Here is a 13,322-nt window from a genome sequence, read left to right as displayed (position 1 = left end):
ATGGAGAGACAATGGTTCCCCAATATCCTTTCTTGCGGGTGAGTGTGCATGTCTTCGTCCATTTCCGCCATGCCAGCGGTGCCGCAGTATCTGTCCATCGTCAAAGACGAACAGACAGCCGTGAATAAATGGGAGAAGACAAGCTCCGACTCCCGGCAGGGGCTTGCAACATTCGCGAGTGAGGCGTCCTCGATTACGACGCCCGATCAGCTGCTTAAGAATTACAAGGCGCTGAAAGTTGTTCTTGGCGCTTACAACATGTCGTCAAACATTGATCAGACGGCTGTTCTGAAACAGCTTATGACGCAGGATCCGACATCTTCCACGTCGCTGGCGCAGAGAAGTGGCAATGCTTCCTGGAAGGCATTTGCCAAGGCTTTTTCAGACTGGTCCACGTCGCCGCTGGCCTCGGCCGATACAGTCTCCACCATTACGCAGAATTATCTGACGAATGGCTATGAAAGCAGCGTTCAGGAAGAGACGCCGGGTCTGGGCGATGCGCTCTATTTTACCCGGACCGTGACGTCTGACACGAAGCTCACGAATATCATGGCGGACCCGAAGCTTCTCAAGGTGGCTGAGAAGGTAGCCGGGTTTGACACTACTCAGTTCGGTGCACTGGATTATGATCAACAGGTGCGTCTGCTGAGTGACAAGCTGGATCTGTCGCGGCTGAGCACATCGAGTGGTGTGCAACGGTTTGCAGAGCAGTATCTGGCGCTTCTTCAGGTCAATCCAGACAAGACTACAACCCCGGCGAGCATGCTGACCCTCTACGGCAGCAGCGGATCTTCTGATGGCGTTCTGTCCCTGTTTACGGGCGGCAGCTCTTCAACATCATCTAACCTCTATTCAGCGCTTTTCTGAGCCTGCTGCGTGACATCGCAGCGGGAGGTCTGTATCGCGGCTAGAGACATCTGGCAGCGAAAAAGGATCTCTTTGTGGCGGGACTGGACCCTGAAGACTGGAGCGGCATCCGCGCGATGGGGCACCAGATGCTCGATGCCCTGTTTGATCGTATGGAGCATGTGGGGGAAGGGCCCGTCTGGCAGTCTATGCCGCATGACGCCCGTGACGCTCTCAGAACCGGTTTCCCCGAACAGGGGCAGTCTCTCGAAGAACTGCATGGTCGCTTCACGGATTTTGTTGTTCCGTATGGCAACGGAAACACCCATCCGGGTTTCATGGGCTGGGTGCATGGTGCCGGAACGCCCGTAGGGATGCTGGCGGAGATGCTGGCTGGCGGTATGAACGCTAACTGTGGTGGGCGCAGTCATGCTGCCAATGAAGTCGAGCGCGAAGTCATTCGCTGGGCTCTTTCGATGGTGGGCATGCCGGAAGACGGCTCTGGTTGTCTGGTGACCGGGTCTTCCATGGCCAATTTCATCAGCATCATCACAGCCAGTCGCGCGCAGGATATTTCCTTGCGCTCCCAAGGCACGGGGGGCCGTAAGATGGTCGGCTATGCCGCGACGACTGCTCATGGTTGCCTTCCGAGAGCGTTCGATCTGGCGGGTTTTGGCAGCGATGCCCTCAGACGAGTTCCGGTTCTCGCAGATCACAGGATGGATCTGATCGCATTGAAGCGTATGATCAGGGAAGATCGTGAAGCGGGCTATATCCCGTTCATGGTGGCCGGAACGGCTGGAACCGTGGATTGTGGCGCGATTGACGATCTTGCCGGGATCGAAGCGATTGCCCGTGAGAACGGGCTCTGGTTTCACGTCGATGCAGCGTTTGGGGCTCTGGCTTGTCTGTCGTTCCGGTTTCAGAAGGCGCTCTCCGGTATTGAGAAAGCGGATAGTCTGGCTTTCGATTTCCACAAATGGGCACAGGTTCCCTATGACGCGGGATGTGTTCTTGTGCGGGATCGAAAAGCGCATGCGGCTGCTTTTGCTCAGTCCCTTGATTACCTGACCCGCGAACCGCGTGGCCTGGCGAGCGGTGCGCCATGGTTCTGTGATTTTGGGCCGGATCTGTCTCGCGGATTTCGGGCGCTCAAGGTCTGGATGACGCTGGGCCATTATGGCTCCGAACGTATGGGGCAAATGGTTGAAGAATGCTGCGGCGTGGCGACGAACTTGGCACATCGTGTCCAGATGACACCGGGTCTTATTCTTCTGGCGCCAGTGACGCTGAATATTGTCTGTTTCGGGATTGATGGCCTGTTAGATCAGGACGTGTCCGAACTTGTGCAGGACCTGCATGAAAGCGGTGTGGCAGCGCCGTCCACGACACGGATCAACGGTCGGCTGGCGGTGAGGGCGGCGATCGTCAATCACCGCACCACGACCGCCGATACCGACCGTATGCTTGACGCGGTTATCGCGCTCGCCGCTGACCGACGGGCGTAAAAAGTTCGCTCAGCTGAGCCATCATGGTTCCGCCCAGGTCTTCGGCGGAGCTGATGGTCACGCTGTGTCGATAGTACCGCGTTACGTCATGGCCGATCCCGATAGCCAGAAGTTCCGTGTTGCGATCGCTCTCGATCCGCTTGATGACCTCACGCAGGTGGTTCTCAAGATAGTTGTGCGGATTGGCAGAGAACGTGCTGTCATCTACCGGCGCACCATCTGAAATCACCATCAGGATATGGCGGTGCTCTGGGCGCCGTTTCAGGCGTTTCCAGGCCCAGAGCAGCGATTCCCCGTCAATGTTCTCCTTAAGAAGACCATCACGCAGCATCAGGCCCAGATTTTTCCGAGCCCGACGCCAAGGGGTATCCGCGTCCTTGTAAATGATATGCCGCAGATCATTCAGGCGGCCTGGCTCAGGTGGGCGCCCGTTTTTGACCCATTGTTCCCGGCTTTGACCACCTTTCCATTGACGGGTGGTAAAGCCCAAAACCTCCACTTTGACGCCACAGCGTTCCAGCGTGCGCGCCAGAATGTCGCCGCAGATGGCTGCTGTACCAATTGGGCGACCACGCATGGAGCCTGAATTGTCGATCAGGAGCGTCACGACCGTATCGCGGAACTCCATTTCGGTTTCATACTTATAGGACAGCGGCAGGGTCGGATTGGTCACGACGCGGGAGAGGCGTCCGGCGTCGATAATGCCTTCTTCCTGCTCAAACTCCCAGCGGCGCTGCTGCTGCGCCATGAGGCGGCGTTGCAGACGGTGTGCCAGCCGGGACACAAGGCCCTGAAGCTGAACAAGCTGCTGGTCAAGTTGCTGCCGGAGACGGTCCAGTTCATCCGGATCGCACAGATCAGCCGCCCCGACTTCCTCGTCGAACTTCGTCGTATAGGCCTTGTAGGACGACGCTATGCCCGCACTTGTGCCATCGCCCGTCTGATCGGAGGGGCCAGCGGCTTCTTCCGAGCCGGTTTCAGGGGAATCGAGCGCGTCGGAAGACATTTCCGTCTCACCTGTGACGCCGCTTTCGCCGCTCTCGGGTTGATACCCGTCTTCCTGATCCGGCTCTTCGCCTGCGGGCGTCTGTTCGTCTTCCTGTGGGACGGCTGCATCGTCTTCAGATTGTTGCTCGTCTTCTGAAAAATCATCAGACGGAGCCTGCTGCTCAATCTCTTCCGGCAGTTCGGTAAGCTGACAGGCACCCAGAAGATGCGTGATCGCCTTGGCGAATGCTGTCTGATCGCCCTGTGTTTCGGCCATTTCAGCCAGAGCGCTACGCGCAGATGGCGAAAGGGAGGAGCGCCATGCATCGAGAGCCGGGCCTGCCTGTGAAGGCGCATGTTCGCCGGACATGGCCTCGCGGGCCAGAAGGCCAAGTGCCATGGCTGCGGGCATATCGTCCTTGGTGGCCATGCGGTTGCAGCCAGCCTCGGCGCATTGCTGGATGACGCGCTGGTCCAGATTGGCGCGGACGCCTGCCATATGCCGGGAGCCGTAAACCTCGCAGCGGACCTGCTCAAGCGCGCTGAACGCTTCCTGAGCCTGTGGCTCGGGAAAATGCGTGTCCAGACCATCTTTGTGGTGGCGGAGTTTCAGGGCCGCGGCATCGGCTGCACCACGGACTTTCTGGATTTCCCGGTCGTGCATGCTGCGCGACATGTAAGGCAACTGAATCGAGTCTGGTGCCGGAGGGGCTGGCAGTCGGTTGCCCACGACCACGCCCTGAAAGTCAACGTTCTGGTCAGGCGTACCGCCCAGAGCGCGAAGGGTCGCGATGGTGGCGCGGCGGAAGCCCTCCTGACGGTTCTCATCAGGGGGGGAGTTCTTGGGCGCTGACAAGGCTTTTACTCCACCGGGGAGGCGTTGAAGCAGCGCTGATAGTACTCGGCCACAATCCCGCGCTCCGCTTCGTCACACTTGTTCAGGAAGGTGAGGCGGAAGGCGAAAGCGACGTCATTGAAAATCTGAACGTTCTCTGCCCAGGCAATGACGGAGCGGGGAGACATGACTGTGGAAATGTCTCCAGCCATGAAGCCGGAACGCGTCAGGTTGGCAAGAGCCACCATACGCTCAACCATCTTCGTCCGGTCCTTATCGTCCGCGCCAATTTTAAGTTTGGACGTGACAATGGCGACTTCCTGCTCCAGCGGCAGATAGTTCAAAGTGGCGACGATGTTCCAGCGGTCCATCTGACCCTGATTGATCTGCTGGGTGCCGTGATACAGACCGGTCGTATCCCCAAGACCAACCGTGTTGGCCGTGGAGAACAAACGGAACGCCGGGTTCGGGCGGATCACGCGGTTCTGGTCGAGCAGGGTCAGGTGACCTTCGGCTTCCAGAACACGCTGGATCACAAACATCACGTCCGGGCGGCCAGCATCGTACTCGTCAAAGATCAGCGCGCAGGGATGCTGGAGGCACCATGGCAGCAGACCTTCACGGAATTCCGTTACTTGCTTGCCGTCTCGCAGGACGATGGCGTCTTTGCCGATCAGGTCGATACGCGACACATGGCTGTCGAGGTTGATGCGGACGCAGGGCCAGTTCAGGCGTGCTGCAATCTGCTCAATGTGGGATGACTTGCCGGTACCGTGGAAGCCCTGCACCATGACGCGGCGGTTGTACGCGAAGCCTGCAAGAATGGCGCGGGTTGTGTCTTCATCGAACTTGTAGGACTCGTCGATATCGGGGACGTGCTCGGTCCGCACCGAGTAGGCGGGCACCTGAATATCCGTCTTGATGCCAAACACCTCACGCGAAGACACCATGAGGTCAGGCGCACCGAGAACGCTGGTTGGCACAGTTGAACTCTCGGCGGTGGTGACAGTTTCCGGGGCGTCGATCGTCGCGAAATCACTCATGGGTCTGACGGACTTTCATTGAATTCAGGAATGTTCTGAAAAGATGGGCCTTTGGGCCATATTCTTCCAGAGAGAAAATCAGGAAACGAACTCTGACTCGCGACTGAAATGCGTTTTCAGCACCGCATACGCGGATCCAATGGCTTTAAAACGCTCTTCAGCTTTCTGGTCACCGATATTCGCATCGGGGTGATGACGACGCGCTAGCGCGCGATAGCGGGTCTTCACGTCATCAAGGGACACAGGCCAGGACAAATCCAGTGTGGCCAATGGTTGGCGAAGTGGTTCTGGTGGACCACTGGCGGCGGCACGCTGTCTGGCGGTTTCCTTGGCCCGTTCGGCACGATTCCGACGGCTGGCGCCAAGAATATCCAACGGGTCGAGAATATCCTCTTCGTTGAACTCAGCCTTGTTGGCCGTGCCGGTACCGAGTTTCCATGAAGGGCGTTGCCAGGACGTATCGGCCCGCAGATGGGCCTCGATCTGGCCGGGTGTCATGCCACGGTAGAAATCCCAGCGGGAATTATATTCGCGCACATGATCAAGGCAGAACCAGAAGTAGGATCGCAGGGCATCCCGCCCGCGGGGTGCGCGATAGCCGGCACGTTCCGTGCAGCCCGGATGGTCGCAGGTCTGGTCCGGTGCCTCTGGATCGGGGTCAAAGGCCCGATGTCTGGTAGATTTACGCTGCATGGTGTCTGATATGGGCAATGTGAGCCGCCTGATGCAAGCGGACAAACCAAGTCGGATTTAATTGACCATGACACAGCCCCTTACAAGACGGGACAGAATTGCCGAAATTCTCACGCGGGAACTGGCGCCCAGTGCTCTGGAAATTCATGACGACAGTGCCCGTCACGCTCATCATGCCGGGGCAAAAGCTCTTGGTAATCCGGGGGAAACGCATTTCAATATCGCTATCACCAGTGCGAAGTTTGATGGTCTGAACCGGATTGCCCGGCATCGTCTGGTGAACGGATTGCTCGCCGGGGAGTTTGAAACGGGACTACACGCCCTGTCTCTTGTTCTCCACGGAGAAACCACTCCATGAAGCGTGCTCTTCTGGCTCTTCTGTTTCTGTCTGGCTGCGCCACGAGCGGCTATGGCCATCTTCCTGCTGATCAACAGGCAGATGTACATCGCATTGAAACCTACATGAACGGTGTGACCGGGATGCGGGCGTCATTCAACCAGATTGGTCCGGATGAGGGGCATAGTTCTGGACGATTCGTTTACATGCCTGGGCATCTGCGCCTCGACTATGTAACTCCACACATCATGGAGCTTGTCGCGGGTGACGGTCATCTTGTGCTGGATGACATGGACAGTGGGGCCGTGACGCATCTGTCTCTGAAGCGGAATCCGCTGGGCCTGCTTCTGCATCATCCGATCCGCTTTGATCGGGATATTCAGGTCACGGATGTGAGGCGAGGGCAGGGATCGCTTCAGATTTCCGTGGCTAAGGCAAACAACCCGTCTCAGGGGCTTCTCACGCTTCAGTTCTCTGATATAGACGGTAAGTTGTCCCTCATGGGTCTTCAGGGCGTGGATGCCCGTCAGAACCGTTTCAGCGTGTCATTGAACAGCGTGGAGGAGGGGGTGGCGTTTACCCCCACGGTTTTCACTCCTCCTGGGGGATAGATCCGAAATGCGCTGGCCATGCTGCGGCCAGCGCCTCGTCCAGATCCTGCATGGTCAGGGCTGGATTGAAGCGGCGAAGACTCGTGACGCCAAATTCCCGGATGCCGCAGGGAACAATTCCATCGAAATCGTCCAGAGCCGGGTCAAGATTAATCGAGACACCGTGCCAGCTGACCCAGCGGCTGACGCGGATGCCAAGCGCAGCAATTTTTGCTTCCTGACCGCTCAAAGGATCAACGGTCCAGACGCCGATGCGTCCGTCACGGGTGAAGGCTTCCACACCGAGACGTGCCAGCGTCTCGATGATCCAGTGTTCCAGCCCTTTGACGAACGCTCTTAGATCACGGGGAGGGATGGTGCCGTTCTGCTGGCCAAGATTTAGCATGACATAGGCCAATCTCTGGCCAGGTCCATGATAGGTCCATTGTCCGCCACGGCCTGCGCTGTAGGTCGGGTATCCATGAGGGTTGTAGAGGTCTTCCGGGCGGGCAGATGTTCCCGCAGTAAAGATCGGAGGATGTTCCACCAACCAGACGAGAGGGCTGGCAGTGCCCTCATGGATTTGGCGAGAATGCGTTGCCATGAAATCCAGAGCTTCAGGATAAGGTGTCAGCCCGTCTGATTTTTTCCACAAAATTTCTTCACAAATATCGTTTCTGGTCATTGCTCTCGCTTCAGGCTTCGGCTATATCGCCCCTCACCGGACGGTCTTGCACTACACAAGACGGTTTGTCACGGGGCGGCCGTGGCGGAATGGTAGACGCGCAAGCTTGAGGTGCTTGTGGGGGCAACCCCGTGGAAGTTCGAGTCTTCTCGGCCGCACCATTTCCCTTTTGAGGGAAATGGAAAAAATCTCGAAAAAATCACAAAAATAAAACTCCTCCTGAATGCCAGAGTTAAGGCATCCAGAGTGGTGTTTTGCGTCTGTGCCATTTTATTGCCAGACTGCTAATCCACCGTTATGCCTTTCTATGTTTTCATCAGAGCGTTGTGAGCTTCGGCTCGGCGGTCGGATGATTGTTCTGGCTGATGTGTGAGGTTTCGTGATCAAGCCCCTAAAGAAAGCAGTCCTTCCCGTTGCAGGACTTGGAACGCGGTTCCTTCCGGCGACCAAGGCTATGCCAAAGGAAATGCTTCCTGTCGTTGACAAGCCGCTGATCCAGTACGCCATCGATGAAGCGCGCGAAGCTGGCATCGAAGAATTCTGCCTCGTCACTGGACGCGGTAAAGACAGCCTGATCGATTATTTCGATATCGCTTACGAGCTTGAGGCAACGCTGAAAGAGCGTGGCAAGAAGAGTGCGCTTGAAGCCCTGCAGCCCAGCAGTGTGCAGGCTGGCTCACTTGTGGCTGTCCGTCAGCAGGAGCCACTGGGCCTCGGTCATGCCATCTGGTGTGCCCGGTCCTTTATCGGTAACGATCCATTCGCTATCCTTCTCCCGGATGACATCGTAAAGAGCGGCCGCAGCTGCGTTGCCCAGCTTGTCGATGCCTACAATCAGACGGGCGGCAATGTCGTTGCCGTAACGGAAGTGCCGCGTGAGCATACCAACCGTTACGGTATTCTGGATGTTGGTGCGGACGACGGCCGCCTCGTGGAAGTGAAGGGTCTGGTTGAGAAGCCAAATCCTGAAGATGCGCCGTCCAATCTGTCGATCATTGGTCGTTACGTGCTGACGGCTGATGTGATGAAGCACCTTTCCAAGCTGGAGCGTGGCGCTGGTAACGAAGTGCAGCTGACGGATGCCATGGCCAAGATGATCGGGCATGTTCCGTTCCATGGTCTTCGCTACGAAGGCACGCGCTATGACTGTGGTGACAAGGCGGGCTTCCTGGAAGCACAGATTGCCTTCTCGATTGATCGCCCTGATCTGGGTGATGCGGTGAAGGCATTCCTCAAGAAGTATGTCGACGCTGTTTGATGTCTTTCAGACATGATTTTGATCCAACCAGTCTCCGCGAATATGATATTCGCGGGATTGTTGGAAAAACGCTTCACCCTGAAGACGCTTTTGCGATTGGTCGTACTTTTGCGAGCATGGTCATCCGGCAGGGTGGGCGCAGCGTTGTCATTGGTTTTGACGGAAGGTTGTCTTCTCCTGCTCTTGAAGATGCCCTTGTCAAAGGCGCCGTAGAATCTGGTGCGGATGTTATCCGCATCGGCTGCGGCCCGACGCCCATGCTCTATTTTGCGTCCGTTGCCCTGAAGGCTGACGGCGCGATTATGGTTACGGGAAGCCATAACCCGCCGGATTATAACGGCTTCAAGATGATGAGTGCTGGTAAGCCGTTTTACGGAGATCAGATTCGTGAACTGGGGCATCTGGCTGCAGCAGGAAATGTTGTTCCCGCGACTGAGGGAACGTCGCGCAGTGAAGACATTTCCTGTGCTTATATTGCCCGCCTCCTTCAGGATTACGATGGGTCACGCCCGCTCAAGGTCGTGTGGGATAATGGTAACTCTGCTGCGGGCGACGTGCTGTGTCGGCTGGTTGAAAAATTGCCAGGTGAACATACGGTCTTGTTTCCGGAAATTGACGGTCATTTCCCGAATCATCACCCCGATCCTACCGTTCCCAAAAACCTTCAGGAACTGATTCTTAAGGTTAAGGACACAGGTGCGGATCTTGGCATCGCCTTTGATGGTGACGCAGATCGGATCGGTGTGGTGGATGATCAGGGGCAAATTCTCTGGGGGGACCAGATTTTGGTGCTTCTGGCCCGTGATGTGCTTCGGGAGTATCCCGGCGCGACAATTATTGCGGATGTGAAGGCCAGCAAGGTTTTCTTTGATGAAGTCGAGAAAGCAGGTGGTCAGCCGCTGATGTGGAAGACCGGCCATTCTTTGGTAAAAACCAAAATGGCTGAGACAAAGGCCCCTTTGGCGGGCGAAATGTCGGGGCATATCTTCTTTGCCGACAAGTGGTACGGCTTCGATGATGCACTTTATGCGGCAGTACGGTTTATAGGGATTGTCTCTCGACTGGGGCAGCCGCTTTCACAGGTTAGACGTGCATTGCCAGAAACAGTCAGCACGCCTGAGCTGCGTTTTGATTGTGCCGATACGCGAAAATTTGACGTGATAGCTGAGGTTGCAAAGCGCCTTCGGAGTGAAGGCGCTGACGTTTCTGAAATTGACGGCGTGCGCGTCAATACTGAAGATGGGTGGTGGCTTTTGCGCGCATCCAATACCCAGGCGGTTCTGGTTGCCCGGGCAGAGGCTTTGACCCACGAAGGGCTTGATCGTCTGAAGGGTGCTTTGGCATTTCAGCTTGAGGCGTCAGGTCTTGTGGCGCCAGATTTTTCTGGCGAAAACGCTGGGCACTGAAGCGGCTTTCATGGCATGGACAGGAGAATGTCCATGCCATTTCAGTCTTTTCTAGAGCCCGGCCAGATCGTGCAGCATCCTGACTATCCGGAATGGGGTTGGGGGCAGGTTCAGTCTGCAATTGCGGAACGCGTGACTGTCAATTTTCAGAACGAGGGTAAGGTTCTGATTGATGCTTCCCGGGTGACGCTAAAGTTGGTTCAGTCCTGATTGCGAAACATACTGCCGCCACTTTTCTCCCGCTGCTGCAGAATGCTTCTCGATTTGGCGCTTCCGCCGGTGTGTTCCGGGTGTGGAGCCGATGTCGTGACAGAGGGAGCATTCTGCTCTGACTGTTTTTCGTCGGCCCAGCGCATTATTCCCCCTTGTTGTGACCGGTGCGGGACGCCACTGATCAATGAAACTTATGGGGGTGCCAGAAGAATCTGCGTTTCCTGTCAACTGAAGCCTCCCGTCTGGCGTCAGGGGCGTGCGGCCTTTGTTTATGATGATTGGTCGCGGCGGATGATCCTTCCTCTGAAATATTCTGACAGAACGGAAAATGCAGCCGTTCTTTCCCAGGAAATGGGAAGGGCCGGAAAAGCCTTGCTGGAGCAGGCAACAGTATTGGTGCCTGTGCCGATGTACCGGGGGAAACTGTGGAGGCGTCGTTACAATCAGGCTGCGCTTCTCGCTCATGGACTGGCGCGTCGCAATAAGGTGCCTGCTTTGCTGGATGGGCTTGAGCGCAGGCGGGCAACCAGAGCGCTTGCTCGGCTTTCTCCAAAAGAACGTTATGCTGAAATTGCAGATACGATTGTTGTTCGGCCAGGGCGTGAAAAACGAATTGCGGGGCAGGCCGTTCTATTGGTGGACGATGTGCTGACAACCGGAGCAACGGCGTCTGTCTGCGCGGATGCACTCTTGAAGGCGGGAGCATTATCGGTGGATATTCTCGTTGCAGCCCGGACCGGCAAGGGCGATGAACGGGATGTTCCGTATCCCGAGGAGTAAAAACAATATGTCAAAAATTGAAATTTTCACGCAGCCGGGATGCCCATACTGTGTTCATGCTGTCGATCTCCTCAGATCGAAGGGTGTAGCTTTCCAAGAGATCAATGCGCCCCATGGCACGCCGGAGCGGGAGGAGGCTATTGCGCGGTCGGGACGCCGAACTGTTCCGCAGGTCTTCGTGAACGGAACGCCTCTCGGCGGGTGCGATGATATTGTGGCGTTGGATCGAGCAGGGCGGCTTGATTCCCTGCTTGGCGGTGTCTGAGTGCGGTGGGGATTGATCCTGTCGGGTCTGCTGGCGTGTCTGTCTCCTTCAATGGGGCGGGCCGCGGCAACCGCTGATGTCTCTTCGGCTGCGGGTCCTACTGAACTGGGTCTTTGGTTGTCCGGCGGGAAGGATGGTGTCTTCTCGATCGAACGCTGTGGAAGCAACGGGAATGCCCTGTGTGGCAAGCTGGTCGGCATGGACTATGATGGGGAAATGCCGAAAGACACCTGGGGTCGAGCTGAGTGCGGCTTATGGATGTTGACAGACTTTGTACCAGTTGAAGACCACAAATGGGGTGGTCACATTCTTGATCCACGGAGCGGACGTGTTTATCAGGCCTACATCTGGCTTTCAGAGCCGAATGTCCTGAAGCTGCGGGGCTATGTTCTGGGAATGCCTTTGTTGGGGAAAACCGAGACCTGGACCCGGTATACCGGTGGCGCCTTTGGCGCGCAGTGCAAGATGCCTCCGCAGCCTCACTGAGAAACTATCATGGCAGACCGTATCCTTCTGATATGGTCTTTCAGGAATGTGCAGGTCCGATGTGGCCTTGGCATCCGCCAAACTGAAAGGACCGTGGAACCACTATGTCCCACCCCGTTTCCCGTCGCGATTTTGCGCTTGGACTTGCTGCTGGTGCCGTTGCAGCCGGTGTTGCAGGAACGTCTCATGCGGCGGATGAGCCCACAGTCATTCCCGTTCCGCCACCGCCGCCGAAGCCTGTTTCCAAGACGGTCTGTTTCGTCGGCGGATACACCAAGCATGCTCCGCCTGGCGGAGCGGGAAACGGGCAGGGAATTGCTGTCTTCGAAATGGATCGTGAATCCGGCGTTCTGACGCCGATCACGACTTATACCGATATTGCCAGTCCTTCATTCATCACGTTGTCTGCGGATAATCATTTCCTGTACGCTCTTAGCGAGATTGATGATTACAACAAGGATGGGCATGGGTCTGTTACGGCATTTGCCGTGGATCAGAAGACCGGCTCCCTGCGCAAGCTGAACGTGGTCAGTTCCGGCGGGGCCGTTCCGGCGCATCTGAGTGTGCACCACTCAGGCCGTTATGTTCTGGTGGCGAACTACATGGGAGGCTGTGTGGCCGTTCTGCCGATCCGGAGCGATGGTTCTCTGGGAGAGGCAACGGACGTCGTTCATAACACTGGTCCGCGTCAGCCAGAGCGTGCAGCCGACAATCCGCAGGGCAACTTCGCCGTTTCAGATCATTCCGGATCGCATCCGCATATGATCCGCTCTGATCCTAGTGGGCGATTTGTGATTGCGGATGATGCTGGGCTGGATCGGGTCTATGTCTGGACACTGAACCTGACGACCGGAAAGCTGATTCCGGCCAAGACGCCGTATTACGATATGGAGCCTGGTTCTGCGCCGCGTCACTTCGAGTTCAATCACTCGGGGCGCATCATGTACAATCTGTGTGAGCAGAACTCGAAGATCGTGGTCTCTAGCTTCGATCCGCTGACGGGTGTCATCACCAATATTCAGACCGTCAGCACGGTCACGCCGCACTTCCGTGGTTCAACGCTGGCTGCGGAAATTCTGATCTCGGCGAGCGGAAAGTATGTCTATGCCTCCAACCGTCTGGGCGATTCGCTGGCTGTGTTCGCGATTGCTGCGGATGGAACGCTGTCCTTGCAGGATGAAGTCTGGATGCATGCCGATTATGGCCGTGCCATGATGTTCGATCCGTCAGGAACGTTCCTGTTCTGCGCCAACCAGCGGTCGGATGCGGTGACGTCCTTCAAGGTGGACAAGAACACTGGCCAGCTTGCGTTTACGGAGAACTTTACACCTGTCGGTAGCCCGACGACGTTTGCGTTCATGAATACGCAGGTCTGACCTTTCATGAAAAA

15 protein-coding genes, 1 tRNA gene and 1 pseudogene are annotated in these 13,322 nt (G+C 56.6%); 13 read left to right on the top strand and 4 right to left on the bottom strand.

Going from position 1 to position 13,322, the window contains the following annotated elements; genetic code table 11:
- Window positions 1-48 precede the first annotated feature (48 nt).
- Window positions 49-867 carry a DUF1217 domain-containing protein gene (locus GJA01_RS01705; RefSeq protein ID WP_062505637.1) on the top strand — a complete coding sequence of 273 codons (819 nt, stop codon included), beginning with the start codon at window positions 49-51 and terminating at the stop codon, window positions 865-867.
- Between the two features lie 74 nt (window positions 868-941).
- Entirely contained in the window at window positions 942-2,354 is a 1,413-nt protein-coding gene (locus tag GJA01_RS01700) for a pyridoxal phosphate-dependent decarboxylase family protein (protein ID WP_062505639.1), read from the top strand.
- On the opposite strand, the gene GJA01_RS01695 is transcribed toward GJA01_RS01700, so the two are convergent.
- The 3 genes from GJA01_RS01695 to GJA01_RS01685 all read right to left on the bottom strand — a co-directional run bounded on the left by GJA01_RS01695 (window position 2,323) and on the right by GJA01_RS01685 (window position 5,912).
- Window positions 2,323-4,197 (bottom strand): cobaltochelatase CobT-related protein, encoded by a 1,875-nt coding sequence (locus GJA01_RS01695; RefSeq protein WP_062505641.1) that lies wholly within the window; start codon window positions 4,195-4,197, stop codon window positions 2,323-2,325. The two genes, GJA01_RS01700 and GJA01_RS01695, sit on opposite strands and share 32 nt — an antisense overlap.
- A 5-nt stretch (window positions 4,198-4,202) precedes the next feature.
- Window positions 4,203-5,219, bottom strand: coding sequence for a cobaltochelatase subunit CobS (gene cobS / locus GJA01_RS01690; protein WP_062505643.1), 1,017 nt, complete (start codon window positions 5,217-5,219; stop codon window positions 4,203-4,205).
- A 78-nt stretch (window positions 5,220-5,297) separates the two neighbouring features.
- Window positions 5,298-5,912: a J domain-containing protein gene (locus GJA01_RS01685; RefSeq protein WP_062505645.1), complete on the bottom strand. Its 615-nt coding sequence runs from the start codon at window positions 5,910-5,912 to the stop codon at window positions 5,298-5,300.
- Between the two features lie 67 nt (window positions 5,913-5,979).
- Between GJA01_RS01685 and GJA01_RS01680 the strand changes: the two genes are divergently transcribed.
- Both GJA01_RS01680 and GJA01_RS01675 read left to right on the top strand, forming a co-directional pair.
- Complete coding sequence (locus GJA01_RS01680; protein WP_010501492.1) at window positions 5,980-6,270, top strand: BolA family protein; 291 nt, start codon at window positions 5,980-5,982, stop codon at window positions 6,268-6,270.
- Window positions 6,267-6,860: a LolA family protein gene (locus GJA01_RS01675; RefSeq protein ID WP_062505647.1), complete on the top strand. Its 594-nt coding sequence runs from the start codon at window positions 6,267-6,269 to the stop codon at window positions 6,858-6,860. Before GJA01_RS01680 ends, GJA01_RS01675 begins: the two co-directional genes overlap by 4 nt.
- Here GJA01_RS01675 and lipB read toward each other — a convergent pair.
- Window positions 6,841-7,524, bottom strand: a complete 684-nt coding sequence (lipB, locus tag GJA01_RS01670) for a lipoyl(octanoyl) transferase LipB (RefSeq protein WP_062505649.1) — start codon at window positions 7,522-7,524, stop codon at window positions 6,841-6,843. The genes GJA01_RS01675 and lipB overlap by 20 nt on opposite strands.
- 75 nt (window positions 7,525-7,599) lie before the next feature.
- Between lipB and GJA01_RS01665 the strand changes: the two genes are divergently transcribed.
- The 9 genes and pseudogenes from GJA01_RS01665 (at window position 7,600) to GJA01_RS01630 (ending at window position 13,308) form a co-directional block, all read left to right on the top strand.
- A tRNA-Leu gene (locus GJA01_RS01665) sits at window positions 7,600-7,685 on the top strand.
- A gap of 218 nt (window positions 7,686-7,903) precedes the next feature.
- A complete protein-coding gene (gene galU / locus GJA01_RS01660) occupies window positions 7,904-8,782 on the top strand; it encodes a UTP--glucose-1-phosphate uridylyltransferase GalU (RefSeq protein ID WP_010501497.1) in 879 nt (292 codons plus the stop codon).
- Window positions 8,782-10,188, top strand: a complete 1,407-nt coding sequence (gene pgmG / locus GJA01_RS01655; protein ID WP_062505651.1) for a phosphoglucomutase/phosphomannomutase PgmG — start codon at window positions 8,782-8,784, stop codon at window positions 10,186-10,188. Before galU ends, pgmG begins: the two co-directional genes overlap by 1 nt.
- A gap of 27 nt (window positions 10,189-10,215) precedes the next feature.
- Window positions 10,216-10,398, top strand: a complete 183-nt coding sequence (locus GJA01_RS01650; RefSeq protein ID WP_051400821.1) for a DUF3553 domain-containing protein — start codon at window positions 10,216-10,218, stop codon at window positions 10,396-10,398.
- A gap of 42 nt (window positions 10,399-10,440) precedes the next feature.
- Window positions 10,441-10,617 (top strand): annotated as a pseudogene (locus GJA01_RS15475) (double zinc ribbon domain-containing protein); the annotation flags it as partial.
- 75 nt (window positions 10,618-10,692) lie between these two features.
- Window positions 10,693-11,181, top strand: a complete 489-nt coding sequence (locus tag GJA01_RS01645; protein ID WP_231875975.1) for a ComF family protein — start codon at window positions 10,693-10,695, stop codon at window positions 11,179-11,181.
- A gap of 7 nt (window positions 11,182-11,188) precedes the next feature.
- Window positions 11,189-11,446 (top strand): glutaredoxin 3, encoded by a 258-nt coding sequence (grxC, locus tag GJA01_RS01640; protein WP_010501504.1) that lies wholly within the window; start codon window positions 11,189-11,191, stop codon window positions 11,444-11,446.
- Complete coding sequence (locus GJA01_RS01635; RefSeq protein WP_062505653.1) at window positions 11,447-11,932, top strand: DUF2147 domain-containing protein; 486 nt, start codon at window positions 11,447-11,449, stop codon at window positions 11,930-11,932.
- Window positions 11,933-12,036: 104 nt separating this feature from the next.
- Window positions 12,037-13,308 (top strand): lactonase family protein, encoded by a 1,272-nt coding sequence (locus GJA01_RS01630; RefSeq protein ID WP_010501507.1) that lies wholly within the window; start codon window positions 12,037-12,039, stop codon window positions 13,306-13,308.
- Window positions 13,309-13,322 lie beyond the last annotated feature (14 nt).

The sequence above is a fragment of the Gluconobacter japonicus genome, from assembly GCF_002723975.1.
Classification (GTDB): Bacteria; Pseudomonadota; Alphaproteobacteria; order Acetobacterales; family Acetobacteraceae; genus Gluconobacter; species Gluconobacter japonicus.
This window is presented reverse-complemented; position numbering and strand designations above follow the sequence as displayed.

Excerpts from the sequence above, each read along its gene's own strand:
- GJA01_RS01705 (WP_062505637.1), top strand. The coding sequence starts at position 49 with ATGTCTTCGTCCATTTCCGCCATGCCAGCGGTGCCGCAGTATCTGTCC.
- cobS (WP_062505643.1), bottom strand. The coding sequence starts at position 5,219 with ATGAGTGATTTCGCGACGATCGACGCCCCGGAAACTGTCACCACCGCC.
- GJA01_RS01685 (WP_062505645.1), bottom strand. The coding sequence starts at position 5,912 with ATGCAGCGTAAATCTACCAGACATCGGGCCTTTGACCCCGATCCAGAG.
- GJA01_RS01680 (WP_010501492.1), top strand. The coding sequence starts at position 5,980 with ATGACACAGCCCCTTACAAGACGGGACAGAATTGCCGAAATTCTCACG.
- GJA01_RS01675 (WP_062505647.1), top strand. The coding sequence starts at position 6,267 with ATGAAGCGTGCTCTTCTGGCTCTTCTGTTTCTGTCTGGCTGCGCCACG.
- lipB (WP_062505649.1), bottom strand. The coding sequence starts at position 7,524 with ATGACCAGAAACGATATTTGTGAAGAAATTTTGTGGAAAAAATCAGAC.
- pgmG (WP_062505651.1), top strand. The coding sequence starts at position 8,782 with ATGTCTTTCAGACATGATTTTGATCCAACCAGTCTCCGCGAATATGAT.
- GJA01_RS01650 (WP_051400821.1), top strand. The coding sequence starts at position 10,216 with ATGTCCATGCCATTTCAGTCTTTTCTAGAGCCCGGCCAGATCGTGCAG.
- GJA01_RS01645 (WP_231875975.1), top strand. The coding sequence starts at position 10,693 with ATGATCCTTCCTCTGAAATATTCTGACAGAACGGAAAATGCAGCCGTT.
- grxC (WP_010501504.1), top strand. The coding sequence starts at position 11,189 with ATGTCAAAAATTGAAATTTTCACGCAGCCGGGATGCCCATACTGTGTT.
- GJA01_RS01630 (WP_010501507.1), top strand. The coding sequence starts at position 12,037 with ATGTCCCACCCCGTTTCCCGTCGCGATTTTGCGCTTGGACTTGCTGCT.